This is a genomic window from Stutzerimonas sp. 21-1, from assembly GCF_056336065.1.
The window spans coordinates 2,486,643-2,511,119 of sequence record NZ_CM150500.1; the positions used below are offsets into that span (position 1 = coordinate 2,486,643).

21 protein-coding genes are annotated in these 24,477 nt (G+C 64.9%); 6 read left to right on the forward strand and 15 right to left on the reverse strand.

Annotated elements, in window-relative coordinates:
* Positions 1-163 precede the first annotated feature (163 nt).
* On the reverse strand, positions 164-1,162 hold the full coding sequence (locus tag AC0ZJQ_RS12015; protein WP_476476717.1) for a TRAP transporter substrate-binding protein: 999 nt from the start codon (positions 1,160-1,162) through the stop codon (positions 164-166).
* A 145-nt stretch (positions 1,163-1,307) separates the two neighbouring features.
* The gene (locus tag AC0ZJQ_RS12020; protein ID WP_476476718.1) at positions 1,308-2,207 is read right to left on the reverse strand and encodes a LysR family transcriptional regulator; all 900 of its coding nucleotides are present in this window, start codon (positions 2,205-2,207) and stop codon (positions 1,308-1,310) included.
* 175 nt (positions 2,208-2,382) lie between these two features.
* Here AC0ZJQ_RS12020 and AC0ZJQ_RS12025 point away from each other — a divergent pair, with 175 nt between their 5' ends.
* Together AC0ZJQ_RS12025 and AC0ZJQ_RS12030 are read left to right on the forward strand one after the other, a co-directional pair.
* Positions 2,383-3,585, forward strand: a complete 1,203-nt coding sequence (locus AC0ZJQ_RS12025) for a CaiB/BaiF CoA transferase family protein (protein ID WP_476476719.1) — start codon at positions 2,383-2,385, stop codon at positions 3,583-3,585.
* 182 nt (positions 3,586-3,767) lie between these two features.
* Positions 3,768-4,703 (forward strand): hydroxymethylglutaryl-CoA lyase, encoded by a 936-nt coding sequence (locus AC0ZJQ_RS12030; protein WP_476476720.1) that lies wholly within the window; start codon positions 3,768-3,770, stop codon positions 4,701-4,703.
* Positions 4,704-4,884: 181 nt separating this feature from the next.
* Here AC0ZJQ_RS12030 and AC0ZJQ_RS12035 read toward each other — a convergent pair whose 3' ends face one another.
* From AC0ZJQ_RS12035 to AC0ZJQ_RS12075, 9 genes are all read right to left on the reverse strand, one after another.
* Positions 4,885-5,745 (reverse strand): hypothetical protein, encoded by an 861-nt coding sequence (locus AC0ZJQ_RS12035; protein ID WP_314019095.1) that lies wholly within the window; start codon positions 5,743-5,745, stop codon positions 4,885-4,887.
* Between the two features lie 362 nt (positions 5,746-6,107).
* The gene (locus AC0ZJQ_RS12040; protein WP_476476721.1) at positions 6,108-6,998 is read right to left on the reverse strand and encodes an alpha/beta fold hydrolase; all 891 of its coding nucleotides are present in this window, start codon (positions 6,996-6,998) and stop codon (positions 6,108-6,110) included.
* Between the two features lie 114 nt (positions 6,999-7,112).
* A complete protein-coding gene (locus AC0ZJQ_RS12045) occupies positions 7,113-8,117 on the reverse strand; it encodes a TRAP transporter substrate-binding protein (RefSeq protein WP_234302505.1) in 1,005 nt (334 codons plus the stop codon).
* A 53-nt stretch (positions 8,118-8,170) separates the two neighbouring features.
* Entirely contained in the window at positions 8,171-8,998 is an 828-nt protein-coding gene (locus tag AC0ZJQ_RS12050) for an HpcH/HpaI aldolase/citrate lyase family protein (RefSeq protein ID WP_314019101.1), read from the reverse strand.
* Between the two features lie 19 nt (positions 8,999-9,017).
* Complete coding sequence (locus AC0ZJQ_RS12055) at positions 9,018-10,223, reverse strand: CaiB/BaiF CoA transferase family protein (RefSeq protein WP_476476722.1); 1,206 nt, start codon at positions 10,221-10,223, stop codon at positions 9,018-9,020.
* Positions 10,224-10,360: 137 nt separating this feature from the next.
* Positions 10,361-11,713, reverse strand: a complete 1,353-nt coding sequence (locus AC0ZJQ_RS12060; RefSeq protein WP_476476723.1) for an MmgE/PrpD family protein — start codon at positions 11,711-11,713, stop codon at positions 10,361-10,363.
* Positions 11,710-12,102 carry a VOC family protein gene (locus tag AC0ZJQ_RS12065; RefSeq protein ID WP_155550449.1) on the reverse strand — a complete coding sequence of 131 codons (393 nt, stop codon included), beginning with the start codon at positions 12,100-12,102 and terminating at the stop codon, positions 11,710-11,712. The genes AC0ZJQ_RS12060 and AC0ZJQ_RS12065 overlap by 4 nt, the downstream gene beginning before the upstream one ends.
* Positions 12,103-12,278: 176 nt before the next feature.
* Positions 12,279-13,442, reverse strand: coding sequence for an acyl-CoA dehydrogenase family protein (locus tag AC0ZJQ_RS12070; protein ID WP_476476724.1), 1,164 nt, complete (start codon positions 13,440-13,442; stop codon positions 12,279-12,281).
* A gap of 163 nt (positions 13,443-13,605) precedes the next feature.
* Entirely contained in the window at positions 13,606-14,427 is an 822-nt protein-coding gene (locus AC0ZJQ_RS12075) for an HTD2 family dehydratase (protein ID WP_165594673.1), read from the reverse strand.
* 124 nt (positions 14,428-14,551) lie between these two features.
* On the opposite strand from AC0ZJQ_RS12075, the gene AC0ZJQ_RS12080 reads away from it, so the two are divergent.
* From AC0ZJQ_RS12080 to AC0ZJQ_RS12090, 3 genes are all read left to right on the forward strand, one after another.
* Positions 14,552-15,484 carry a LysR family transcriptional regulator gene (locus AC0ZJQ_RS12080; RefSeq protein WP_008570279.1) on the forward strand — a complete coding sequence of 311 codons (933 nt, stop codon included), beginning with the start codon at positions 14,552-14,554 and terminating at the stop codon, positions 15,482-15,484.
* 33 nt (positions 15,485-15,517) lie between these two features.
* On the forward strand, positions 15,518-16,843 hold the full coding sequence (locus AC0ZJQ_RS12085; RefSeq protein ID WP_008570280.1) for a DUF2254 domain-containing protein: 1,326 nt from the start codon (positions 15,518-15,520) through the stop codon (positions 16,841-16,843).
* Positions 16,844-17,009: 166 nt separating this feature from the next.
* Positions 17,010-18,314: an MFS transporter gene (locus AC0ZJQ_RS12090; protein ID WP_476476725.1), complete on the forward strand. Its 1,305-nt coding sequence runs from the start codon at positions 17,010-17,012 to the stop codon at positions 18,312-18,314.
* 7 nt (positions 18,315-18,321) lie between these two features.
* Here the strand turns inward: AC0ZJQ_RS12090 and arfB are convergent, their stop codons facing one another.
* Positions 18,322-18,735 (reverse strand): alternative ribosome rescue aminoacyl-tRNA hydrolase ArfB, encoded by a 414-nt coding sequence (gene arfB / locus AC0ZJQ_RS12095; protein WP_155550446.1) that lies wholly within the window; start codon positions 18,733-18,735, stop codon positions 18,322-18,324.
* Between the two features lie 135 nt (positions 18,736-18,870).
* On the opposite strand from arfB, the gene AC0ZJQ_RS12100 reads away from it, so the two are divergent.
* Entirely contained in the window at positions 18,871-19,911 is a 1,041-nt protein-coding gene (locus AC0ZJQ_RS12100) for a metal-dependent hydrolase (RefSeq protein ID WP_476476726.1), read from the forward strand.
* Between the two features lie 60 nt (positions 19,912-19,971).
* Here AC0ZJQ_RS12100 and AC0ZJQ_RS12105 read toward each other — a convergent pair whose 3' ends face one another.
* From AC0ZJQ_RS12105 to AC0ZJQ_RS12115, 3 genes are all read right to left on the reverse strand, one after another.
* Entirely contained in the window at positions 19,972-21,924 is a 1,953-nt protein-coding gene (locus tag AC0ZJQ_RS12105) for a methyl-accepting chemotaxis protein (RefSeq protein ID WP_476476727.1), read from the reverse strand.
* Positions 21,925-22,050: 126 nt separating this feature from the next.
* Positions 22,051-23,829: an ABC transporter ATP-binding protein gene (locus AC0ZJQ_RS12110; protein WP_213663692.1), complete on the reverse strand. Its 1,779-nt coding sequence runs from the start codon at positions 23,827-23,829 to the stop codon at positions 22,051-22,053.
* Complete coding sequence (locus AC0ZJQ_RS12115) at positions 23,822-24,454, reverse strand: DsbA family protein (RefSeq protein ID WP_458988486.1); 633 nt, start codon at positions 24,452-24,454, stop codon at positions 23,822-23,824. Before AC0ZJQ_RS12115 ends, AC0ZJQ_RS12110 begins: the two co-directional genes overlap by 8 nt.
* Between the last annotated feature and the right edge of the window lie 23 nt (positions 24,455-24,477).

A 24,477-nucleotide genomic window follows, 5' to 3' on the forward strand; every position in this document is an offset into this window, starting at 1 on the left:
CAAAAAAAAAGGGCGACCCCATTCAGGACCGCCCGTCCAACCAGTTAACCGGTTAGCACACACTTAATATCGGATCACGCAGATTCGATGCCGGCCATTGTGCGGCGCCGCCGGGGCAGCGGACACTGCACGTTGGTCTAACAGACCATCGTCACGCTCTGCTTCAGCTCTCGCGGTTCGCCGCGCGGGCCGCTTCGATCAAGTCCTTGCCGATCTCTTCCTCATACTTCTTCCAGGCCGGCTGTACCGCTTCGCGCCACTTGGCGCGCTGCTCGTCGGTCAGCACCAGAATCTCGCTCTTGCCCGAGTCGATGACGCCCTGCTTGGCCTTCTCGTTCAGCGCCTCGGCCTGACGGTTCACCTCGACGGTGACCTCGTCGATGATGGTTTCCAGCTCGCCACGTACGTCGGCCGGCAGGCCATTCCAGAACTTCGTATTGGTGATCAGCAGGTAGTTGCCGATGCCGTGGCCGGACTCGGTGATGTACTTCTGCACCTCGTGGTACTTCTGGCTGTAGATGTTCGACCAGGGATTGTCCTGGGCATTGACCACGCCGGTCTGCAGCCCCTGGTAGATCTCGGCGAAGGCCATCTTGCGCGGCACCGCCCGCAGCGCGGTGTACTGTGCCGCCTGCAGGTCCGACGGTTGCACGCGGAATTTCAGCCCGCGGGCGTCGGCCGGCTCGCGCAGCGGCTTGTTGGCGGTGAAGTGGCGCATGCCGTTGAGCCAGTAGGCCAGTCCGGTGATGCCCTTGTCCTCCATCGACTTGAGCATGGCGCGGCCCTTGTCCGACTGCTGGAAGCGCTGTGCGGCGGCCATGTCGTCGAACAGGAACATCAGGTCGAACAGCTGCAGCTGCTTGGTGTACTGCTCGAGCTTCGACGGTGCCGGCGCCAGCAGCTGCACCTCGTTCATCAGCAGCGCCTCCATCTCCTTGCCATCGCCATACAGCGAGGAGTTGGCGAACACCTGCACCTCCACCTGGCCGGGCAGGCGCTCTTCGACGAGCTTCTTGAACATCAGCGCGCCCTGGCCCTTCGGCGTGCTGTCGGCAGTGATGTGGGAGAACTTGATCAGGATCGGATCGGCCTGGGCGCCGAGCACGGTGAACAGCGCCGAAGCGGCGAGCAGACGGGTAATGCCACGGGTGAGTCGTGCCATGGGGAGCTCCGTTTTGTAGTTGTGTGAGCCATATCGCTGGCCCGACTCTACCCCGGCACCGCCACGCGCTGAATTGCTATTTGGCCAAGCGCGACTTCGTGCTTGGCGAAGGCAGCAGCGGAATCACACGTTCCGACGCGCTTCTTCAGCCATTGCCTTCGCGAGCGGTGAGGTGCTCGAGCATCTGCCGGGCAGTCACCGACAGGCTTTCCAGATTGCGCACGCCCAGCTTCAGTTCGCGCCGTGCCCAGGGATCGCTCAGCGGCACGATGGCCACGTCCAGCGCCGGCAGGTAGTTGCGCACCACCTGTTCGGGCAGCACGCCGATGCCCATGCCGGTGTGGATCATCCGGCAGATCGCCTCGAAGCTGCGCACCTGGATGCGCAGGCGCAACGGCGTGCCCATCTGCTGTGCCGATTGCTGCAGCAGCGCGTGCAGCGAGGCGTCCTGCTGCAGGCCGATGAAGTCGAAGCCGGCGGCATCGCGCAGGGCGATTTCTGCACGTTCGGCCAGCACATGCTCGCGTGGCGTGACCAGCACCAGCCGATCCTCGCGGTAGGGAAACACCTGCAGGTCATCGGCCGGCAGGTGCCCGGCGAAGATGCCGATATCGGTCAGCCCCTCGCTCAGCGCGCGCAGGGTATCACTGCTGACGCGCTCCTCCAGGTCGATCTTTACTTCCGGATGCTGGCGGGCGAAGGCGCTCAGGTCTTCGGGCAGGAACTCGATCACCGCCGAGGTGTTGGCGTGGATGCGCACATGGCCCTTCACGCCTTGGCTGAACTCGCTGAGGTCGGCGTCCAGCTGTTGCAGGTTGTCCAGCAGGTTGCGCGCGTGGTGCAGCAGCGCGTGTCCCGCCGGGGTCAGCTCGACGCCCTTGGGCTGACGATAGAGCAGGCTGACACCAAGCTGCCCTTCCAGATCGCTGACGCGCTTGCTCACCGCGGCCAGCGCCAGATGCTCACGCTCGGCGGCACGGGTCAGGCTGCGGGTCTCGGCGATGGCGACGAACAGGCGCAGGGTGACGAAATCGATGCGGCGCATATTGGATTCCCGTATTCGCGGTAGACGAAGCATGCATCGCGCAACCCAGCCGTTCAAAGCTCCTTTCGTCTTAGGTTTCGTGAAACACGAAGCCATGCTTGGCCAACGGCCAATTGTCCGCCGATGGGTCCTCGGTCATGCTCGGCACCATGAATCAACCGGCACAGGTGTCGTGATGAGCGAACAGACAGACAAGAACCTGCCGCTGCAGGGCCTCAAGGTGATCGAGATGGGCCAGCTGATCGCCGGCCCTTTCGCCAGCAAACTGCTCGGCGAATTCGGCGCCGATGTCATCAAGATCGAGCCGCCCAAGGTCGGCGACCCGTTGCGCAAGTGGCGCAAGCTCAAGGACGGCACCTCGCTCTGGTGGCATGTGCAGTCGCGCAACAAGCGCTCGGTGACGCTCGATCTCAAGGCCGCCGAAGGCCAGGCGATCGTCCGCCAGCTGGTCGCCGAAGCCGACATTCTGGTGGAGAACTTCCGCCCCGGCACGCTGGAAGAATGGGGCCTGGGATGGAATGAGCTGTCGAAGCTGAACCCTCGCCTGATCATGCTGCGCATTTCCGGCTACGGCCAGACCGGGCCCTACCGTGACCTGCCGGGCTTCGGCGTGATCGGCGAAGCCATGGGCGGCCTGCGTCACCTCTCCGGCTATCCCGGTCAGCCGCCGGTACGGGTCGGCGTCAGCATCGGCGATTCGCTGTCCTCGCTGTATGGCGTGATCGGCGTATTGCTCGCCCTGCAGGAGCGCAACCGCAGCGGCCAAGGCCAGGAAATCGACGTCGCGCTGTACGAGTCGGTGTTCGCCATGATGGAAAGCCTCGTGCCCGAATACGACGCCTTCGGCTACATACGCGAGCCGGCTGGCAGCGCCCTGCCCGGCATCACCCCGTCCAATTCCTACCTGTGTAACGACGGCGCCTACGTGCTGATCGCCGGCAACGGCGATAGCATCTACAAGCGCCTGATGACCCTGATGGGCCGCCAGGACCTTGCCGATGACCCGCGCTTCGCCCACAACGACGGCCGCGCCCAGCACGCCGAGCTGATCGATGCCGCCATCGGCGAATGGACCCTCCAGCACAGCCGCGACGAGGTGATCGAAGCACTCAAGGGCGCCCGCGTGCCGGCCGGCTATCCCTACACCGCCGCCGATATCGTCAAGGACCCGCACTACCTGGCGCGGCAGATGATCGAGCAGGTGCAGACCTTCGCCGGCCCACTCAAGGTGCCGGGCGTGCTGCCCAAGCTGTCACGCACGCCGGGACGCATCGGCGAAGGCGGCCCGCAACTGGGCGAGCACACCGACGACGTGCTGGCCGGCCTTGGCCTCACCGATGAACAACGCCAGGGCCTGCGCGAACGCGGGATCATCTGACACTGCCCGTTGGATGGATGACGCTGTTTTCATCCGCCACCTCCGCAACGGTGGATGGGTGGAGCGTTATCCACCCTACGCCCATACGTAGGGTGGACAACGCGAAGCTTGTCCACCTCCGAGCCAGCCGAAACGGTGGATGGATGAAGCGTCATCCACCCTACGAAACCCAGGATTCACTTATGAAAAAGCGCCTGTACATCCAGGAAGTCGCCACCCGCGACGGCTTCCAGATCGAAGCGAACTTCGTGCCGACCGACGCCAAGATCGCCCTGATCGACCGTCTCTCGCAAACCGGGCTGGCAAAGATCGAAGTCACCTCCTTCACCTCGCCCAAGGCCATCCCCAACCTGCGCGACGCCGAGGACGTGATGCGCGGCATCCGTCGCGTGGAGGGCGTCGAGTACACCGTGCTGGTACCCAACGTGAAGGGCTGCGAGCGCGCGCTGGCCTGCGAGGTGGACGAGATCAACCTGGTGATGTCAGCCAGCGACACCCACGGCCTGGCCAACCTGCGCATGACGCCCGAACAGTCGCTGGCGCAGTTCCGCGAGATCATCGAAGTCACCCGCGGCAACGGCGTGTTCATCAACGCCTCGCTGTCGACCACCTTCGGCTGCCCCTTCGAGGGCGAAGTGTCCGAGCGGCGCGTCCATGAGCTGGTGCAACGCCTGCTGGAGATCGGCGTGCAGGGCATCACCCTCTGCGACACCACCGGCATGGCCGATCCGGCGCAGGTCGAGCGCATCTGCCGTGAAGCGCTGCACAGCTGGCCGGAAGCCGTATTCACCGCGCATTTCCACAACACCCGCGGCATGGGCCTGGCCAACGCGCTGGCAGCGCTTAACGCCGGCATCGACCGCTTCGACGCCTCTCTCGGCGGACTCGGCGGTTGCCCTTACGCGCCGGGTGCCAGCGGCAATATCTGCACCGAAGACCTGGTGCACATGTTCCAGCGCATGGGCCTGAACACCGGCGTCGATCTCGACGGTCTGCTGCAGTGCGCCGCCGACCTGCCCCAACTGGTCGGCCACGACGTGCCGGGCGCGGTACTCAAGGCCGGCAAGGCCGATCGCCGTTATCCGAGACCGAAGTGGATGCAGGAAGCCGGCGTTTAAACGTGTGCGGAGCGTCTTCGAAAACTATTCCTCACTAATTGCGGAGAGAACTCATACAAGTAGTTAAGGCTAATATGCTGTATAACCATTCAGTTCATTTATTCTTTACTCTACACTGCCCGTCCCAGTGAGCGTAGCGAAGGGATTGAAGCACTTGTTGGTGCGGCAATTTGGTAGTCAACTACACTCCGATTACTTCTTTAGCGCGAATTGCTGCGGATGTAATTATGTTAATTGCATTTTTTGTGATTTTTTCATCAGGATTAAGCCTATTGTGGTATTGCAACACCCAATTCCCATCAGCCATTTTTAGTGCTGCAGGGAAATATCTTTGCAGTACGAAATAGTCGCTTATCTGAATTCCAAGCAATGCGATAATATTAATTTCATTTGATTTTTCTAGGTACTGCGTGAGCGGCCCAAACAATCTTACACTTTGTATGCCGGATATCTTTCTCAAAAAGTTATCACCATCGGTAAGTATTCTGTCTGGTTTTGGTAAGTAGTCAGAGACTTTTTCGAATAGCATAGCTTTTGCGATTGATAGCTCACCTATGGCTTGCTCGTACTTTTTGCTTTCTAGCATTGTTTCTGCGCTTTTTATCTGAGCGCGAATATGTGGGTACGGAATTAACTCAGCGAGTGATAGCGATGAAAATTCTATTGAGTAAAACTCATAAAAGCTGATAGCTAGAAACTCTTCGGTGTATGCTTTAAATTTTTTTGCTTCAGAAATATCGGGTAAATTTCCGTAATGCTTGAAGTTAACTCGCGCCTTGTTTAGTTCTAGTATTTTAGCTTTGAAAGGAAGCGATGAGTTATTTGCATTTCCTTTAGCGTGCTTTACAAGATCAAAAAAAGCAGTGAACGGGGTTTTGTCATTTGCCTCGGCATCAAGGGTTTTCAATAGTGACCAGATGAATATCTCTATCGAGTCCTGAAATAGCGAGATTGAAACCCCTGCCGAGACTGGATCATCTTTCTCAGCATACCCTGAACCAATTAAAAATAACCTTTTGGCTAGAAGCAACTGCTCTGTCATGCGTATTCCTTTTAGCCTACCTATAATTAGACACCAAGTGATGCATAAGACGCCCAGCGGGCTGGGTTTATAAAATTCCGTTCGCCTTTCTCTCCGAGCCTCTAACTCGGGCCTCTTAGGATCGAAGCGTGTTTATACACCAGCCCAACGAGGCATGAAATTGGTGCCACCAATATTGCCCCGCCTGCGACCTTCCGCGCACTTTCTACCATTGCCGCGTAGATAATTGCCGGGCTCCCTGACCGTTTACCACAGAGATAAAACTGATATGCGCAAGCGGCAGCCCAAGCAAAGCCGACGACAGCTATTGCTGCCTGAAAGAGAAGCTCAAGTCTCTTAGTCCGCAGCATTTAGCAACGGACTCAATTTCCCTGACAGAACCGCAGAATCGCCTCCGCCACCGCCTGCGGCGCCTCGCGCTGGGGGAAGTGGCCAACGCTTGGCAACAGCTGACGGTGGTAACGGCCGCTGAACATGGCCTCGCGCCCGGCCGAAGTTTCCGGTGCATTGCAGGTATCGGCCTCGCCGTGCAGGACCAACGTCGGCACAGCGAGTACCGGGGTCGGTTGCAGCAGCGCCTCGTCCGACGCATAGGCCGGATCACCGTCGACGAAGCCCCAGCGGTGGCGGTAGGAATGCAGTACCACGGCAGCCCAGTCTGGGTTGTCAAAAGCCTCCAGGGCCTGGATGAAATCCGCCTCGCTGTACCAGCCGGCCGGTGACCAGGTGTCCCACAGCAGGCGGGCGAAGGCCGCGCGATCCTCGACTACCGTGCGCTCGCCGCGCGATGTCGCCATGTACCAGTGGTACCAGTAGTTACGCGCCTGGCTCAGCGAGATCTGCTGGTTCGGGTCGTTGGTGCCGTAGCCCACCGCGAGCATTACCAGCCGTGCGGCGGCGTGATGGCGCAGCCCGCAGGCGTTGGCCACGGCGCGGGCGCCCCAGTCGTGGCCGACCAGCACTGGCTGATCGAGGCACAGCGCATCGATGAAATCGAGCAGATCGCGGCCGAGCGCCGCCAGCTGACCGCTGCGCGGCGCCAGCGGATCGATGAAACGCGTCTGCCCGAAACCGCGCAGGGTCGGGCACAGCACGCGGTAGCCGGCCGCGGCCAGGCGCTCGGCCACGGGCGTCCAGCCTTCCGGGCAATCCGGCCAGCCATGTACCAGCACCGCGACCTGCTGGCCACGAGGATTCCATTCGAGATAAGCGATATCCAGCACTGGTGTGCTGACCATGGCGTAACGACTCATGCAGGCGTCTCCTTGCGCGTTTGCCGGCCAGCATAAGCCAGCCAGACATGAAAAACGGGCCGGTCGAATTCGACAGGCCCGTTTGTTTTCCGGCGCTTTGGCGCCACCCATGGCTCAGGAGCGGTTGGCTGACTGCGCCGCTTCGATCAGCTCGGCACCGATATCACCCTCGAACTTCTTCCACACCGGCTTCATCGCCTCGCGCCATTTGGCGCGCTGCTCGGGGGACAGTTCGATGATCTCGGTCTTGCCGGAGGCGACGATGGCCTGGCGCGCCTGCTGGTTGAGGTCGTCGGCCTGGCGGTTCACCTCGGCGGTGACCTCTTCCATGATCGTTTCCAGCTCGCCGCGCACGTCTTCCGGCAGACCGTTCCAGAACTGGGTGTTGGTGATCACCATGTAGTCGATCAGGCCGTGGTCGGAGGCGGTCATGTAGGGCTGTACCTCGTGCACCTTCTGGCTTTCGTAGTTCGACCAGGTGTTCTCGGTACCGTTGACCACGCCGGTCTGCAGGCCCTGATAGACCTCGGCGAAGCTCATTTTGCGCGGGTTAGCGCGTACGGCCTTGAACTGCTCGTCGAGCACGGCGGAAGCCTGCACGCGGAACTTCAGCCCGCGGGCATCCTTCGGCTCGCGCAGCGGCTTGTTCGCCGAAAGCTGCTTCATGCCGTTGTGCCAATAGGCCAGGCCGGTGATGTTCTTGTCTTCCATCGCGCGCAACAGCGCCTTGCCCTGCGGGCCGCTCTGGAAACGATCGGCAGCCGCCAGGTCATCGAACAGGAACGGCAGGTCATAGATCTGGATGGCCTTGGCGTAATGCTCGAACTTGGCCAGCGACGGCGCCAGCATGTGCACGTCACCGAGCAGCAGGGCCTCCATTTCCTTGCCGTCGCCGAACAGTGAGGAGTTCGGGTAGACCTCGACCTTCACCTTGCCCGGCAGGCGTTCCTCGGCGAGCTTCTTGAACAACAGGGCGCCCTGCCCCTTCGGTGTGTTGTCCGCCACCACATGGGCGAACTTGATGGTTACGGGAGCGGACGCCGTCTCGGCAGCCTGCACGAGGCCAGCAGCGCTCAGGGACAAAGCGCACGCAAGCGCCTTGAGGGTGGTTTTCAGCATGGTGGTACCCCTTTTGTTTTTGTCGGTTGGTACGTTTGCCTTGATGGGCGCGGTCAGGGAACCGCTTGCCCGGCACGTTGCAGCAAGCGACGGGCGCGGCCGATGACGGGCGCATCGACCATCTGTCCGTCCACTACGAAGACCCCGTCACCACTGGCACCGGCGGCGAGGATGCGTTGTGCCCAGTCGAGTTCGGCGGCGCTGGGCATCAGCGTTTCATGCACCACGGCGACCTGGCCGGGGTGGATGCACAGCAGCCCGCCGAAGCCCATGTCGCGGGCATCGGCTACCGCCTGGGCGAGACCGTGCAGGTTCTTGATATCGGGGAAGACGCTGTCCAGCGGTGCGGCCAGCCCGGCCAGACGCGACTGCAGCAGCAACGCGTAGCGCGCCTGATCGAGAATGCGCTCGGCCGCCGCGCTGCCGCTGGCCAGGCCGAGGTCCAGCCCGAGGTCCAGCGAGCCGAACGACAGCCGCTCGACCCCGTGGGCCTGGGCGATTTCCGCCAGATGCGCCAGCCCGCGGGCGCTCTCGATGATCGGCCACACTGGCTTGCCGCAACCGGCCGCCAGCGCCACTTGCACCGCGCTTTCCACCTTCGGCAGCAATACGCCGACGACGCCGGGATGGCGGGCGCACAGCACCAGGTCGGCGGCCTGCTCGGGATGCGTCGGCGCGTTGATGCGCACCAGCACGCGGGCGTCCGGAGTGGTGGCGAGGAAGTTTTCGAGATTGTCGCGCGCTTCGGCCTTGAGACTTTCCGCAACGGCGTCCTCGAGGTCGACGATGACCGCGTCGGCGCCGCTCGCCAGCGCCTTGGGGATGCGCTCCGGACGGGTTGCCGGAACGAACAGCGCACTGCGGATGATGGATGGATTCATGGCTGGCTCCTTGGCGCGGTCAGACCGCACCCTGCTCGTGCAGGCGCTGGATATCGCCCGGCGCGTAGCCGAGTTCGCTCAGCAGCGCGTCGGTGTGCTGGCCCAGCGCGGGAATCGGATCCATGCGCGGGGAAAAGGCGCTGTTGCGTCCCGGCGGCAGCAGCGCAGGCAGGCGCCCGGCCGGGCTGTCCACCTCGCTCCAGCGCTGGCGCGCCTCCAGCTGCGGATGCGCCCAGACACCAGCCATGTCGTTTACGTGGGCATTGGCGATGGGCGCGGCATCCAGCCGGGCGATCACTTCGTCGGCAGTCAGCTTGCCGAACGCGTCGACGATGATCGCGCGCAGTGCCTCGCGATTGTCCGAACGCAGCGAGTTGCTGGAGAAGCGCTCATCGCCGGCGAGTGCGGGCTGCAGCAGGACCTTGTCACAGAACAGCAGCCACTCCCGCTCGTTCTGCAAGCCGAGCATCACCGTGCCGCCATCCCCCGTCGGGAACGGTCCATACGGATAGATGGTGGCGTGCGCGGCGCCAGCACGCGGCGGCGGCGTCGCGCCGTTGTAGGCGTAGTACAGCGGGTAGCCCATCCACTCCACCAGACTTTCGAGCATGGAAACGTCGACGCGGCTGCCCTCGCCCGTCTTGTCGCGCAGCATCAGCGCCGAGAGCACGCCGGTGTAGGCGTACATGCCGGCGGCAATATCGGCGATGGAACAGCCGGCCTTGACCATCTCGGTTTCGCCCGGCCCGCCGGTGACGGAGAGGAAGCCGCCCTCGCCCTGGATCAGCAGGTCATAGGCCTTCTTCTGTTCGTACGGGCCGCCTTCACCGTAGCCGGAGATGTCGCAGACGATCAGCCGCGGGAAGCGTTCGTGCAGCGCTTCGAACGACAGTCCCATGCGCGCCGCGGCACCGGGCGCGAGGTTCTGCACCAGCACGTCGGCCTTGGCCAAGAGCTGGTCGAGCACCTGCGTGGCGGCGTCCTGTTTCACGTCGAGGGTCAGGCTTTCCTTGGAGCGGTTGGTCCAGACGAAATGCGAAGCCAGGCCGTCGACACGCTCGTCGTAGCCGCGGGCGAAATCGCCAGCACCGGGCCGCTCGACCTTGATCACCCGCGCACCGAGGTCCGCCAGCTGGCGCGTGCAGAACGGCGCGGCAATGGCGTGCTCGAGACTGACCACGGTGATGCCGTCGAGCGGGCGGGGTTTGGCAGTGGTGTCGTTCATGTTCGGTTCCTGCAAGTTCGGCGTAGGGTGGAAATCGGCGAAGCCATTTCCACGCGTTTGTTCAAGTCCTTGCGGCATCTGCGCCGGGCAGCGTGCCCATCGGTGGAAAAGACCTGCGGTCGTTTTCCACCCTACGTTCAGGCCAGCGCGTCCAGCCGCTGTAGCTCGCGCAGCCGCCAGACCGTGTCGATCAGCGCGCTCGCCTCGCCTTCACTGCGTGCGCCGGAGAACTGCAGCAAGCGGCGGAACTTGTCCTCCAGCTCGGCGCGGCTGAGGGTATTGCCTGGGTCGCCCTTCGGCTCGTCGATGGCGCCGCGCAGCGTGCGGCCGTCGGTGGTGATCACTTCGACGCGGCCGAGCCAGCGCGCCGGGTAGGCACCGTCCACCTCGGAATCGAGGGTCATCGAAACCTTCTCGCGGAACTGCCCGACGCGCGGATCGCTGAGTGCATGCGTATGGAATTCGGTCAGCCCGGCCTTGCCGTACAGGGCGATCAGCCCGAGCACGGTACCCATGCTGAACTTGGCCTGATGCACAGTCTGCGGCACCGTCACGCGGCCGAGCACATCGATGGCGCCCTGGTGCACGCGGGTGGTCACGCTGGCGATGTCATCCGCCTGCAACCCCTCGCGCTGCATCAGCGCCAGCAGTGCATCGGCGGCCGGGTGGGTGTGGCGGCAGGAGGCGTGGAACTTGAACGAGGTTTCCGCCAGCGCCCAGCGGCTGCCGAGGCGATCCGACAGCGCGCTCGGATTGGCGTCCTTCGACATGCCCGCGGCCATGCCCTGCTCGCCTTCGAGGATGTTCTGCGCGCCGGTCAGGCCATCGGCCGTGAGGTACGCCCCGAGCAGGCCATCAGCCGCCGCCTTGGCGGTGTGCAGCTGCTTGGAATCCGCCGCATCGCGGAGGAATTCCCACAGCCCCGCCGCTTGCGTACCGGCGCTGCCGAGCAGATGGGTGAACTGCTGCTGGTCGAAATTCATCAGCTTGCCGACTGCCACCGCTGCGGCCAGCGTGCCGACCGTCGCGGTGGTATGGAAGATGCGGTAATGCGAGCGGCCGAGGAATTCGCCGATACGAATGCCCGCCTCGTAGCCGGCCACGGAGGCCACCAGCAACTCACGGCCGGACTTGCCCAGATCCTGCGCCGCCGCCAGCGCGGCCGGGAAGACCACGGTGGCCGGGTGCAGCACGGAGCTGTTGTGTAGATCGTCCTGTTCCACCAGATGCGAGCTGGCGGCGTTCACCAGCGCGGCGAAATAGGCGCTGCTGCTCTGGCCGTTGACCAGGATGCGCGCCGGACCATCGGCCGGGCCCATCTTCTGCGCGTAGCGCTCGAACAGCGGAATCGGGTGCGAACCCGCGCTGGCCAGCGCGGAGCCGAGCCAGTCGAGAAACAGGTCTTCGGTGCGGGCGAGCACCGCGTCGGGAATCTGCTCGTAAGCGAGTCCGGCGAGAAATTCGGTCAGGGCGCGGGTGTGCTGGCTCATGCGCTCGGCTCCAGGGGGTTGGATAGTTCAATCAGATTGAAATCGGGATCGCGGACGTACACCGAGCGGATCGGCCCGGTGGCGCCGGTGCGCTGCACCGGGCCTTCGACGATGGCCACGCCCTGCGCCTGCAGGTGCGCGATCACCTCGGCAAGCGGTGTGGCGACGATGAAGCACAGGTCCGCCGAACCGGGCGTGGGCCGTTCGGCCTTGGGCTCGAACTCGCGGCCGGCCTGGTGCAGGTTGATCTTCTGCTGGCCGAACACGAGCGCCTTGCGCCCTTCGCCGAAGGTCACCGCCTGCATGCCGAGCACGCGGGTGTAGAAGTCCACCGTCGTCTCGATGTCGGCGACGGTGAGGACCAGGTGGTCGAGGTGGTCGATTTGCATGGTTGCCTCCTTGATCAATGCCCGCGTGGATGTGCTTCGCGACATCCACCCTACAAACCCGCCGTCGTAGGGTGGAAAACGGCGAAGCCTTTTCCACGCGTCTGTCCGAATCCGCTCAGTTGCATCGCCTGCTGGAGGCGCGTGGAAAAGACCTGCGGTCGTTTTCCACCCTACCGTCAGAAACTGCGCGGCAGCTCGAGCAGGTGTTCGGCCACATAGGACAGGATCAGGTTGGTGGAGATCGGCGCGACCTGGTACAGCCGCGTCTCGCGGAACTTGCGCTCGACGTCGTATTCGTTGGCGAAGCCGAAGCCGCCGTGGGTCTGCAGGCAGGCGTTGGCCGCCTCCCAGCTGGCCTTGGCCGCCAGGTACTTGGCCATGTTCGCCGCGGCACCGGCGTTACGCCCGGCGTCGTATTCCTCGCAGGCGCGCCAGCGCATCAGGTCGGCCGCTTCCAGCTCGATGTGCGCCTCGGCGATGGGGAACTGCACGCCCTGGTTCTGCCCGATGGGCCGGCCGAACACCACGCGGTCGCGGGCGTACTGCGCGGACTTCTCGACGAACCAACGGCCATCACCGATGCACTCGGCGGCGATCAGCGTGCGCTCGGCATTGAGGCCGTCGAGGATGTAGCGGAAACCCTTGCCCTCCTCGCCGATCAGGCTGCTGGCCGGGATTTCCAGATTGTCGAAGAACAGCTCGTTGGTCTCGTGGTTGACCATGTTGGCGATCGGCTGCACGGTCAGGCCGTTGCCGATGGCTTCGCGCAGATCGACGAGGAAGATCGACATGCCGTCGGCCTTGCGCTGCACCTCGGCCAGCGGCGTGGTGCGCGCCAGCAGGATCATCAGGTCCGAGTGCTGGATGCGCGAGATCCACACCTTCTGCCCGTTGATGACGTACTTGTCGCCCTTCTTTACCGCCGTGGTCTTGATCTTGGTGGTGTCGGTGCCGGTGGTCGGCTCGGTCACGCCCATCGACTGCAGGCGCAGCTCGCCGCTGGCGAGTTTGGGCAGGTAGTAGCGTTTCTGTTCCTCGCTGCCGTTTCTGAGCAGGGTGAACATGTTGTACATCTGGCCGTGGATGGTCCCGGAGTTGCCACCGCAATGGTTCACCTCCTCAAGAATCACCGAGGCTTCAGCCAGGCCCAGGCCCGAGCCGCCGTATTCCTCGGGAATCATCGCCGACAGCCAGCCGGCTTCGGTCATGGCGGCGACGAAGGCCTCGGGGAAGCCCTTTTCCTCGTCGAGCTTGCGCCAGTATTCGGCGGGGAAGTCGGCACACAGGGCGCGCACGCCTTCGCGGATGAAGTTCAGTTCTTCGGTCTTGTTCGGGGTCATCTCGGTTCTCACCACTTCTGGTTGTCGCGGCAGGCGTAGGGTGGATCGCGCTTCATCGATCCACCGGGTGGCGTTCCACCGGGTGGCGATCCACCGGGTGGCGTCCCACCGCCGGGCTTTCGGTGGATAAGGCTGCGCCGCTATCCACTCTACGATTCGGGGTTCAGTCGAATTCCACTTCGGCTTTCTGCGCCAGGCCGTTGTGGTCCCCGGCCCAGAGTTCGGCCTGGCCCGGCGCGACGATGCGCCCGCCCACCTCGAACGGCTGCGGCGCGATAAGCGGCCGCACGCCGCGATAGGCGAAGCGCCGCAGACGGACCTCGGGGTTGGCGCGGCAGAACGCGCGCAGGTTGAGGGTGGCGATCAGCGGGCCGTGCACCACCAGCCCGGCATAGCCTTCGGTCTCGGTAACGTAGGGCCAGTCGTAATGGATGCGGTGGCCGTTGAAGGTGACCGCCGAATAGCGGAACAGCAGCGTCGGCGTCGGCGTCACCGCTTCGCGCCAGTCACCGGCGACCATCGGCTCGCCGTTGCTGGCCTTGGGCGGAGTGGGTTCACGGTAGACGATGTCCTGCTCCTCGCGGATCGCCAAGCGGCCGTCCTGCAGATAGTCGTGCTGCACGGTGACGAACAGCAGCGCACCCGTGCGGCCGTGCTTTTCCTCGATGTGCTTGATGGTGGAAACCCGCCGTGCCTCGCCGCCGGCCTCCAGCGGCCGGAAGAATTCGACACGGCCGCCGGCCCACATGCGGTTGCGGTTGTCGGCTGGTGGCAGGAAGCCGCCGCGCGCCGGATGGCCGTCTTCGCCGAGACCGTTCTCGAACACCGGCTCCTGGAAGAAACACCATTGCCACAGCGGTGGCAGTGGCTCGCCGTGCGCCGGCGTCTTGTCGCCGAGCGTGGCGGCAATGCGCATCAGCAGGTTGCGGCTGAGCTGGTCGTGGACTTCTTCGGTGCGGCCAATCCAGGCAGAAATATCGGTCATTGCGGTTACCGGTTGTTGTCTTGTTTGAATCGAGGATGCAACGGAGCCGGCGTTCCGGGAATTTGTATTTTTCGACACCCGCGTTCGGCTAAGCTGAACGCCAATCACCGTACGAGGCTCGTCCATGCATTTCGATCTGGCCGATCTGCGCCTGTTCATCCATATCGCCGAATCGCCCAGCCTGACTCAGGGCGCCCGCCGCGCCCACCTCTCGCCGGCGGCGGCCAGCGCGCGGATCAAGGCGTTGGAAAGCCAGCTCGACAGCCGCCTGCTGTATCGCGACAGCCGTGGTGTGGAGCTGACGCCCGCCGGGCAGAAGCTGCTGCAGCACGCGCGGCTGATCATGCGCCAGGTGGATTACCTGAAAAGCGAGTTCACCGAATACGGCACCGATTCGGCCGGCCACATCCGTATCTTCGCCAACACCACGGCGGTGACCGAATTCCTCCCCGAGGTGCTGGCGGGTTTCCTCGCGCAACGTCCGGGGGTGACGGTCGATCTGCAGGAGCGCCTGAGCCGCGACATCGTCCGCGGCGTGCTCGATGGCAGCACCGACATGGGCATCATCGCCGGCCCGGTACGCGCCGAAGGCTTGCAGGTGCTGCATTTCAGCACCGACCGCCTGCTGCTGGCGGTGCCGGTCGGCCACCCGCTGGCCGGCGAGTCGAACCTGACTCTGCGCCAGACCCTGGCCTACCAGCACATCGGCCTGCACGAAGGCAGCACGCTGCTGACCTTCCTGCGCGATCAGGTGGAAAAGCTCGGCGGTCAGCTGTCGTTGCGCATCCAGGTGTCGAGCTTCGAGGCGGTGTGTCGGATGATCGAGGCCGGTGTCGGCATCGGCATCATTCCCGAGTCCGCCGCGCGTCGGCACAGCCGCACCATGCAGCTGGCGCTGGTGCAGCTCGACGAGCCTTGGGCGGTGCGCGAACGCAGCATCCTGGTGCGCGAGCTGGACGCCCTGCCCGGTTCGGTACGGGCCCTGATCGCTACCCTGGCGCCCAATGTAGCCGCCGAAACGAACGTTGCCCGGCCTTTGCTGCCGAACGGCGGTTAGGCACGCATCGCCGAACCTCTGCAGGGAGCTGACATGTCCGCACTGACCAACAGGCTGTTTCGCCTGTATCACCGAGTCATCGGCAGCATCGCCTTCTACCCGACGCTTATCGCCCTGGGCCTGGCCTGCCTGTGCCTGATCACCATCGTGCTGGAACTGACCTGGCTGCAGCCCTACAAGGAACAGCTCGAACTTGGCGTGGTGAAGAACGCCGAGAACGCCCGGCTGATACTCGGCACCCTGGTCGGCGGGATCATCTCGCTGATGGTGTTCAGCTTCTCCATGGTCATGGTGGTGCTCAATTCGGCCGCCTCCTCACTGTCGCCGCGGGTCATTCCCGGGCTGATCAGCAGCCGCAGTCATCAGCTGGTGCTCGGCGTCTATCTCGGCACGATCATCGGTTCGCTGATGCTCATTTCCACCATTCAGGAAGGCGACGACATCAACGTGCCGAGTCTGGGCGTCTTTCTGGCGCTCTTTCTGGGCGTGATCTGCCTGTGCCTGTTCATCTACTTCATCCGCTCGATTTCGCTGTCAATCCAGGTCGACTACATCCTCAACCGGGTCTACAAGCAGACCCTCGGCCAGCTCCACGCCAGACGCCGCCAGCTTGACGACCGCGACGTGATTCCCTGGCCCGACGACAGCCACTGGACGACGATCCGCGCGCGACGTTCGGGCTACTTCAAGGCGCTGAACGTCTCTGCGGCGCAGGCGCTGCTGGAAGAGCAGAACGCGCACATGACGATCCAGGTGCATTACGGCTTTTTCGTCATGCCGGGCCACCCGCTGATCCGCCTGGACCGCGAGCTGGACGAAGACTGCGTGAGCCGGCTGCTGGACTGCTTCGACTTCTATGTCGAAGAGTACGCCCACCGACACTTCTTCTTCGGCTTCAAGCAGATCGTCGAGATCGCCATCCGCGCCTTGAGCCCGGGCATCAACGACCCGGGCACGGCGATCAAGGCGATCGACATGCTTGGTGTGCTCTTGGCCGAGCGCATGCGCCTGCCCAACCACGAAGTCGCCCCGATCGAGGGCCAGCCGCGCCTGTTCATCCGCGAGCTGGAGCTGGACGCCATGCTGCAGCTGGCGTTCGGCCCCCTGCGCCGCTACGGCAGCAACGACCTGCAGGTACTGATGACGCTGCTGCAGGCCTGCAAGAATCTGCTGTACGCCGCCGGCAACAGCGCCACCGAGCGTGTCCTGCTGCGCCACGCCGAAGCGGTCGTCGAACAGGCATCGATCACCCTGTCCGGCGCGCTGGATCGCCAGGCGATGGCCGAGGCGGTGCAGTCACTGAACCAGGCGGTACGTCATGCCGAGCCGCTGTCGCGCGCGCTGCTGCGGGAATCCTGAGCGTTTGCTGCTGCCCAACAGCAACACAGGGGAGCGGTGTGTTGCGATGAGCCACCCCACCCCAATCGATTTTCTACTTTCCAATCAGCAGGTTACGAGGTTTCGCAGGCCCTGGGCCGGCGTACCGAAACTTGCCTTCGCCTGTTTCGCTGCCTAGGGTGTGCCCATGAAGTCTTTAATCGCCCCCATCAGTTCACTGCTCGCCGGAGTCGCGCTGCTGCTGCTCGGCCACGGTCTGCTCAACACCCTGCTGACCCTGCGCGGCATCGCCGAGGGCTATTCGACCGGCATGGTCGGCCTGCTGATGTCCGGCTATTTCGGCGGTTTCCTGATCGGCACCTGGCTCGCGCCTTCGCTGATCCGGCGTATCGGCCACATCCGCACGTTTTCCTTCTACGCCGCGCTGGCGGCGACCGCCGTGTTGCTGCACGTGCTGATCGTCAATCCCTGGGTATGGCTGGTGCTGCGGGTGATGTACGGGGTCGCGCTGGTGACGCTGTACATGGTCATCGAGAGCTGGCTGAACGCACAGGTCAGCGGCGAAAAGCGCGGCCAGGTGTTCGCGGTGTACATGGCAGTCAACCTCGGTTCGCTGGCGGCGGCGCAGCAGCTGCTGGGGCTCGACAGCCCGATGGAATTCACCCTGTTCGCCGTGGCGACCATCCTCATCGGCGCGGCGATGATGCCGATCACCCTCACCCGTCAGCCGCAACCGGCGCTGCCGGACGTACCGCCGACCGACCTGCTGCAACTGGCGCGCATCGCCCCGCTGCCGCTGATGGCGGCCGGCATCTCGGGCTTCTGTCTGGGCGGGTTCTGGGGTCTGGCGCCGGTCTACGCCGGGCAAGTGGGCTTCGATGACGCCGGCATCGGCCTGATGATGAGCGTGACCATTCTCGGCGGCGCGCTGCTGCAATGGCCGATAGGACTGCTGTCCGACCGCTTCGAGCGACGCAGCGTGCTGCTCTGGGTAGTCACGCTGGCCGCAGCGCTGCCGCTCGGCCTGGCGCTGCTTGAAGCCGGCCCGGTGTTGCTGGGGGTGATGTTCGTCTGGGGCGGGCTGGCGTTCTCGATCTATTCCATCGCCGTCGCGCAGATGGTCGACCACCTCAACCCCGACGAGATTCTCTCCGGTTCCAGCGGCCTGCTGCTGGTCAACGGCTTCGGCGCGGCGCTCGGCCCGGTGATCGCCGGCGGCCTGATGCACCTGGCCGGCCCGGTGGCGCTGCCGCTGTTCTACACGGTGTCGCTGGGTGTGCTGGCGTTCTACGCCTTCTATCGCCCGCGCAAGGTCATCGATCTGGTCACCGAGCCGCACGGCCACTTCACGCCGATGCTGCGCACCAGCCCCACGGTGATGGAGCTGATGCCCGATGCGCCGGAAACCGTGCCTGCCGAACCGCTCAACGAGGAGCACCTGGACGATCTGCCGCCCGAAGAGCCGCCGCTGGAGCAACGCACCGGCACCTGATGGCGCCTCAGTAATCCACCTTGCCGCGCCCGGCCTTGATCACCCCGCGCTTGCTCTTGCCCTCCAGCCGGCGCGTCTTCGAGCCCAGCGTGGGCCGCGTCGGCCGGCGCGCCTTCTCGACCTTGGCGACGCTACGAATCAGCTCGACGAGGCGTTCGAGCGCATCGGCACGGTTCTGCTCCTGCGTGCGGTAGCGCTGGGCCTTGATGACGATCACACCGTCGGCGGTGATGCGGCTGTCGCGCAGCGCCAGCAGGCGTTCCTGATAGAACGCCGGCAGCGACGACGCCCTGATGTCGAAGCGCAGATGCAGCGCACTGGACACCTTGTTGACGTTCTGCCCGCCAGCGCCCTGGGCGCGAATGGCGGTGAACTCGATCTCAGCATCCGGCAGCTGCACGGCGTTGGAAATTTCCAGCATGGGACCTTCGCGCACTCGGGATTCGCGGCGATTGTCCTACGCGCACGCCGCCACGGACAGGTTTGAACACAATTGGCCGGCAAAACGCGCCGGGCTTTCGGCTAACGTAATCCACCTCGCGTACAGGGACTTTCCATGGATTCCATCACCCAGGCGGTACTCGGCGCCAGCGTGCAGGCCGCCCTGCTCGGTCGCTGGCAGGGCCGCAAGGCGCTGCTGTACGGCGCCGCGCTCGGCACGCTGCCGGATCTCGACGTGGTCATCGACTACGGCGATGCGGTGGCGAACATGACCTATCACCGCGGCTTCAGCCATTCGCTGTTCGTGGTCAGCGCCGTCGCCCTGCTGCTGACGGCACTGATCCGCCGCTGGCGACCGGATGCCGGCTACTCCGGCACGCGCCTGCTGCTCACGCTGTGGCTGGTGCTGCTCACCCATGTGCTGCTCGACGCGTTCACCAGCTATGGCACGCAACTGCTGTGGCCGTTGCCGACGCCGCCGATCGCCTGGTCGAGCGTGTTCATCATCGATCCGCTGTACAGCGTGCCACTGCTGCTGGCGGTGCTGGTCGGTGGCCTGTTCGGTCTGCGCGGGCGTACCGCGCGCTGGCCGGCGGCGGCGCTGCTGCTGTCGTCGCTGTACCTGGGCTTCACCGTCGCCGGCAAGCAGATGGCCGAGCAACGGGTCGAGGCTGCGATGGCACACGCGGGCATCCAGGCCGAACGGCTGTTCAGCACGCCCACGCCGTTCAACAGTCTGCTCTGGCGGGTGATCCTGATTGACGGCGCGCAGTACCACGAGGCGCTGGTCGGCTGGTTCGATGACGCGCCGCCGCAGTTCGTGAGCCTGCCGCGCGGCGCGGCGCTCGCGCAGGTGCTGGCCGATTCGCCGCAGCACGCGCGCCTGCAATGGTTCAGCGGCGGTTTTCTGCGCTACGACGAGGAAGACGGTCAGTTGCTGGTCACCGACCTGCGCCTGGGCATGACCGGCTACCACCCCTTCCGCTTCCCCCTGGCCGAACGCAACGGCAGCGGCTGGACGCTGCTGCATGAGGCCGCGCGGCTACCTGCCGAGCGTGGCGACCTGGCGCGGCTGGAAGTGCTCTGGCGACGGATCTGGCAGCAGCATCCGGAAGTACCGCTGCAGGCCTGGGCGGCCGACCTCGGCCAGCGCTGAGCGACCCGGAATAAAAACCCCGGCGCGAGGCCGGGGTCGTTGTGGCTGGGCGGCCAGGTGTCAGATACGGAACTGCCGGACCAGCGCCTGCAACTCGCCCCCCAGGCGCGCCAGCTCGGCGCTGGCGGCGGCGGTCTGTTCGCTGGCGCTGGCGCTCTGCTCGCCGATGTCGCGCACACGGGTAACGCTCTCGGAAATGTTCTCCGCGACCGCGCTTTGCTGCTCGGCGGCGGCGGCGATCTGCTGATTCATCTGCTCGATGGTCGACACCGACTCGGTAATCCGGCCCAGCGCCGCGCCCGCCTCGTTGGCCAGCTCGACGGTGCTCTGGGTCAGGCCGCGGCTGGTTTCCATCTGCTCGACCGCCTGGCGCGCGACGCGCTGCAGGTTACCGATCAGCCCCTCGATCTCCTCGGTGGAATCATGCGTGCGCCGCGCCAGCGCGCGCACCTCGTCGGCGACCACGGCGAAGCCGCGCCCCTGCTCGCCGGCACGCGCAGCCTCGATGGCAGCGTTGAGCGCCAGCAGGTTGGTCTGCTCGGCTACCGCGCGGATCACCTCCAGCACGCTGCCGATGCGCCCGCTCTCGCTGTTCAGCTCCTCGATGGCACGCGCCGACTGCTCGACCTCGGTAGACAGGTTGCCGATGCCGTCGATGGCGCTGCGCACCACCTGGTCGCCCTGGCGCGACTGCTGGTCGGCCTGCTGCGCGGCGAACGAGGCCTGCTCGGCGTTCTGCGCCACTTCCTGCACGGTGGCGGCCATTTCGTTCATGGCGGTGGCGACCTGATCGGTTTCCTCGCGCTGGCGCTCCACCCCGGCGCTGGTCTGCGCGGTGACGGCCGACAGCTGTTCGGCAGCCGCCGCGATCTGGCTGACGCCGCCGCCGATGCGGCCGATCAGCGTACGCAGGCTGTCGGTCATGTCGTGCATGGCGTTCTGCAGCTGGCCCAGCTCGTCGCCGCGCTGGCTGGCCTGCGATTGGGTGAGGTCGCCAGAAGCCACCCGCTGCGCCTGCTGCACGGTGTGGCGCAGCGGCACGACGATCATCCGCGAGATGCCAGCCGCGGCGAGCAGGCCGATGAGAATCGCCAGCGCTCCGATCACCGCCAGCAGCAGGTAGGTGCTCGAGCGCTGCGCGTGCATCTGCTCGGTGGCAGCGGTCAATGTCTGCTCGGCGGCGGCGATCACCACGCGCGACTGCTCGGCCATCTGCTGCTCCACGTCGAGGCGCTTGCCGCGATTCGCGCGGAACTCGTCGAACGCCTGGCGATAGGCCTCCAGCTCGGCCAGCGCGGTGTCCATCGAGGTTTTCTGCTCGTCGTTCAGCCAGATCTTCAGGTTGCTGCCGATGGTGACGACATCGGTGTGGAGCGATTGCCAGTTGCTGGCATTCTCCTCGGCGCTGGTGGCGACGTAGGCGTTTTCCTGGGTACGCAGGTCGAGGATGTTCTTGGTCAGCCCCGAGGTGGCCTCGGCGATGGTCAGCGGGTCGCTGCCCTTCAGGCGATCGCCTTCCAGCCGCAGCGCGCGCACGGCGTCGTACATGTCCAGCTCGATGAATTCGAACTCTTCGCGGCTGGTCTGTGCCGCTGTGCCCATGCGCACGCGCAGCTCGGCACCACGGGTGATGAGCTGGCGATACTGACCGAACAGTCGGCCGTACTCCTGCGCGGCCTGGCGAATCTGCTGCAGGTTGGCCTGCTCGGCCGCGCTGGCGTTCGCCGCCAGGGCATCCAGCTCGCCAGTCAGTTTTGCCAGCACCTCGCCGAGCGCGGTGGCGGACTGCTCCTGGCGGGTCAGCGCGTAATCGCGCTCCAGTCCGCGGGCGTCGAGGATATCAGCGTTGATCTGCGCCACCTGGCTGATCTGCTGCGAGCGCGCCACGGTGGCGTCTACCGCGACGAAGCCGGTGGCGGCCACGGCGAGGGTCAGCAGCAGCACCATGCCGAAACCAAGAGCCAGCTTCTTACCGACGGACAGATGAGTGAAGAGTTGGGTAAGCGATCGCATCAGAGAACTTCCGTTTGGTCAGGCACGGAGTGCAAGTCGGCCGAGATTACTAATAGTTGAGTAAATAGTTAGATTTTTTTGGCGCCGGGCGACTGGCGGCCAAGGCAGCCGCTGCGGGCGTACCCGTCAGTGCTGCAGATCGCCGTAGAGCCTGGCGTAGAGCCCGCCCTCGGCGATCAGCTGACGATGCTCGCCCTGTTCGGCGATGCGTCCACCATCGAACACCAGCACGCGGTCGGCTTGCTTAACCGCCGACAGGCGGTGAGCGATGATCAGCGTGGTGCGGCCTTCGAGGAAACGCGCCAGTTGCTGATGCAGCGCATATTCGGTGGCCGCATCCAGCGCCGAGGTGGCTTCGTCGAGGATCACCACCTTGGGCTCGGCCAGCACCATCCGTGCTACCGCCAGGCGCTGACGTTGCCCGCCGGACAGGCGCACGCCGGAGCGTCCGACGATGCTATCCAGCCCCTGCGGCAGCTGGCGCACGGTCTCGGCCAGCTGGGCGATTTCCAGCGCGCGCCAGCAACTGGCGTCGTCACGCTCGCGGCCCATGCACAGGTTGGCGCGCACGCTGTCGTTGAACAGCGCCGGGTGCTGCAGCACCACCGCGACGTTGTCGCGCACCGTGTTCAGGCCGATGTCCTGCAGCGGCACGCCGCCGAAGCGGATTTCCCCGGCCTGCGGCTGATACAGCCCCAGCAGCAACTGCACCAGTGTGCTCTTGCCGCCACCGCTGGCGCCGACGATAGCCACCTTCTCGCCGGCGGCGATGGTCAGGTCCAGCCCTTCCAGCACCGGCTCGTCCTGATAGGAAAACTGCAGCCCGCGCACCTCGATGGCCACCGTGTCGTGCCCGGCGAACGGGTCCTGGCCACCGGCGTATTGCGGCTCGTCGGCGCGCGCCAGCAGCTGGTTGATGCGCGTCAGCGCGCCGCCGGCGGCGTAGTAGGCGTATTGCAGGCTGAGCAGCTGCTCGACCGGCCCGATCATGAACCACAGGTAGCTGAACACCGCGAGCATCTGGCCGATGGACAGGTCGGAGAACAGCACGGTGAGCATCGCCGCGGCGCGGAACACGTCGATGCCGAACTGGAACAGCAGGCCGCTGGCGCGGTTGGAGGCGTCGGTCTTCCATTGCGAGGCGACCGCGTAATCGCGCACCTCGCGCGCCTTCAGCCCCAACCGACCGAGGAAGAAACCCTGTCGATTACCGGCGCGCACTTCCTGGATCGCGTCGAGGGTTTCGGTCAGCGCCTGGGTGAAGCCGGCGGTGCTGTCGTTCTCCAGCTTCTTCAGGTGCTTGACGCGCTTGCCCAGCTGCACCGTGGCGTAGATCACCAACGGGTTGAACAGCAGGATCAGCAGTGCCAGCTGCCAGTGCATCCACACCAGAATGGCCGCGGTGCCGACGATCGACAACAGCGCCACCAGCAGGCGGCTGAGGGTCTCACCGATGAATTTGTCGATGGTCTCCAGATCGGTGACCAGATGCGCCGCCACGGTGCCACCGCCGAGGCTTTCGTACTCGGCCAGGGCGATGCGCTTGAGCCGTTCGATCAGCCGCACGCGAATGCGGTAGACGATGTCCTTCGACAGTCGCGCGAACAATCGCGCCTGCAGAACGTTGAACACCAGCGCCGAACTGCGCAGCAGCAAGGTCACGCCCAGCATCAGGCCGATGTAGCCGGCTGCCGTCTGCCAGTCCGCCGGCAGCAGCCGGTCCATGACCCGCAACGCGCTGTCGCCCTGCCCCAGCAGCACTTCATCGACCAGCAGCGGCAATAGCAGCGGGATCGGCACGCTGCACAGCGTCGCCAGCACGGCGACCAGGTTGGCGAAGATCAGCGCCTTGCGGTGACGCAGGGCGAGGCGGCGAATTTCCGCCCAGCTGAGCCGGTCAGGCATGGGCGTTGCGCTCCAGCCAGCGCGCCAGCAGCGGCGCGAGCTGTTCCAGCGGTTGATAGCCGTTGGTCAGCAACGCCAGCTGGCCGTAGCGCTCGGCGAGCAGGGTCGGGAAGCCGGCGATGCCGAGGTTCTGTGCCCAACTGAAGTCGCCTTCGGTGGCGGCACGGCTGTCCGGCGAATCGAAGCGCTCGGCGAACTCGATGCGCGGGATGCCGGCAGCTTCGGCCAGTTCGACCAACTGCGCCGGCAGGGTCACATCGCGGCCCTCGGCGTAGAAGGCCTGCTGGATCAGTTGCGCCAGCGGCCAGACGCGCTCCGGTTCCAGGCTGCGCGCCGCCACCAGCGCGCGACAGGCCGGCTCGGTGTCGTAGACCAGCCCTTCGGGCAGGCCGGCGTCGAAATTGAACGGCTGGCCGGTGGCGTCGTGCACCGCCTGCCAGTACGACAAGGTGCGTGTCCGACCGGCCTGATCCATCGCCGCGCGCTCGCGTCGCAGGCCGCCGACCACCAGCGTCAGCGGCACGTCGCACGCCTGCGCCTGTTCGGCCAGTCCCTGCAGCACCGGCGCGAAGCCCCAGCACCAGGAACACATCGGGTCCATCACGTAGATCAGTCGAGCGCTCATGGTTTCTCCGGGATGGTGGTCGA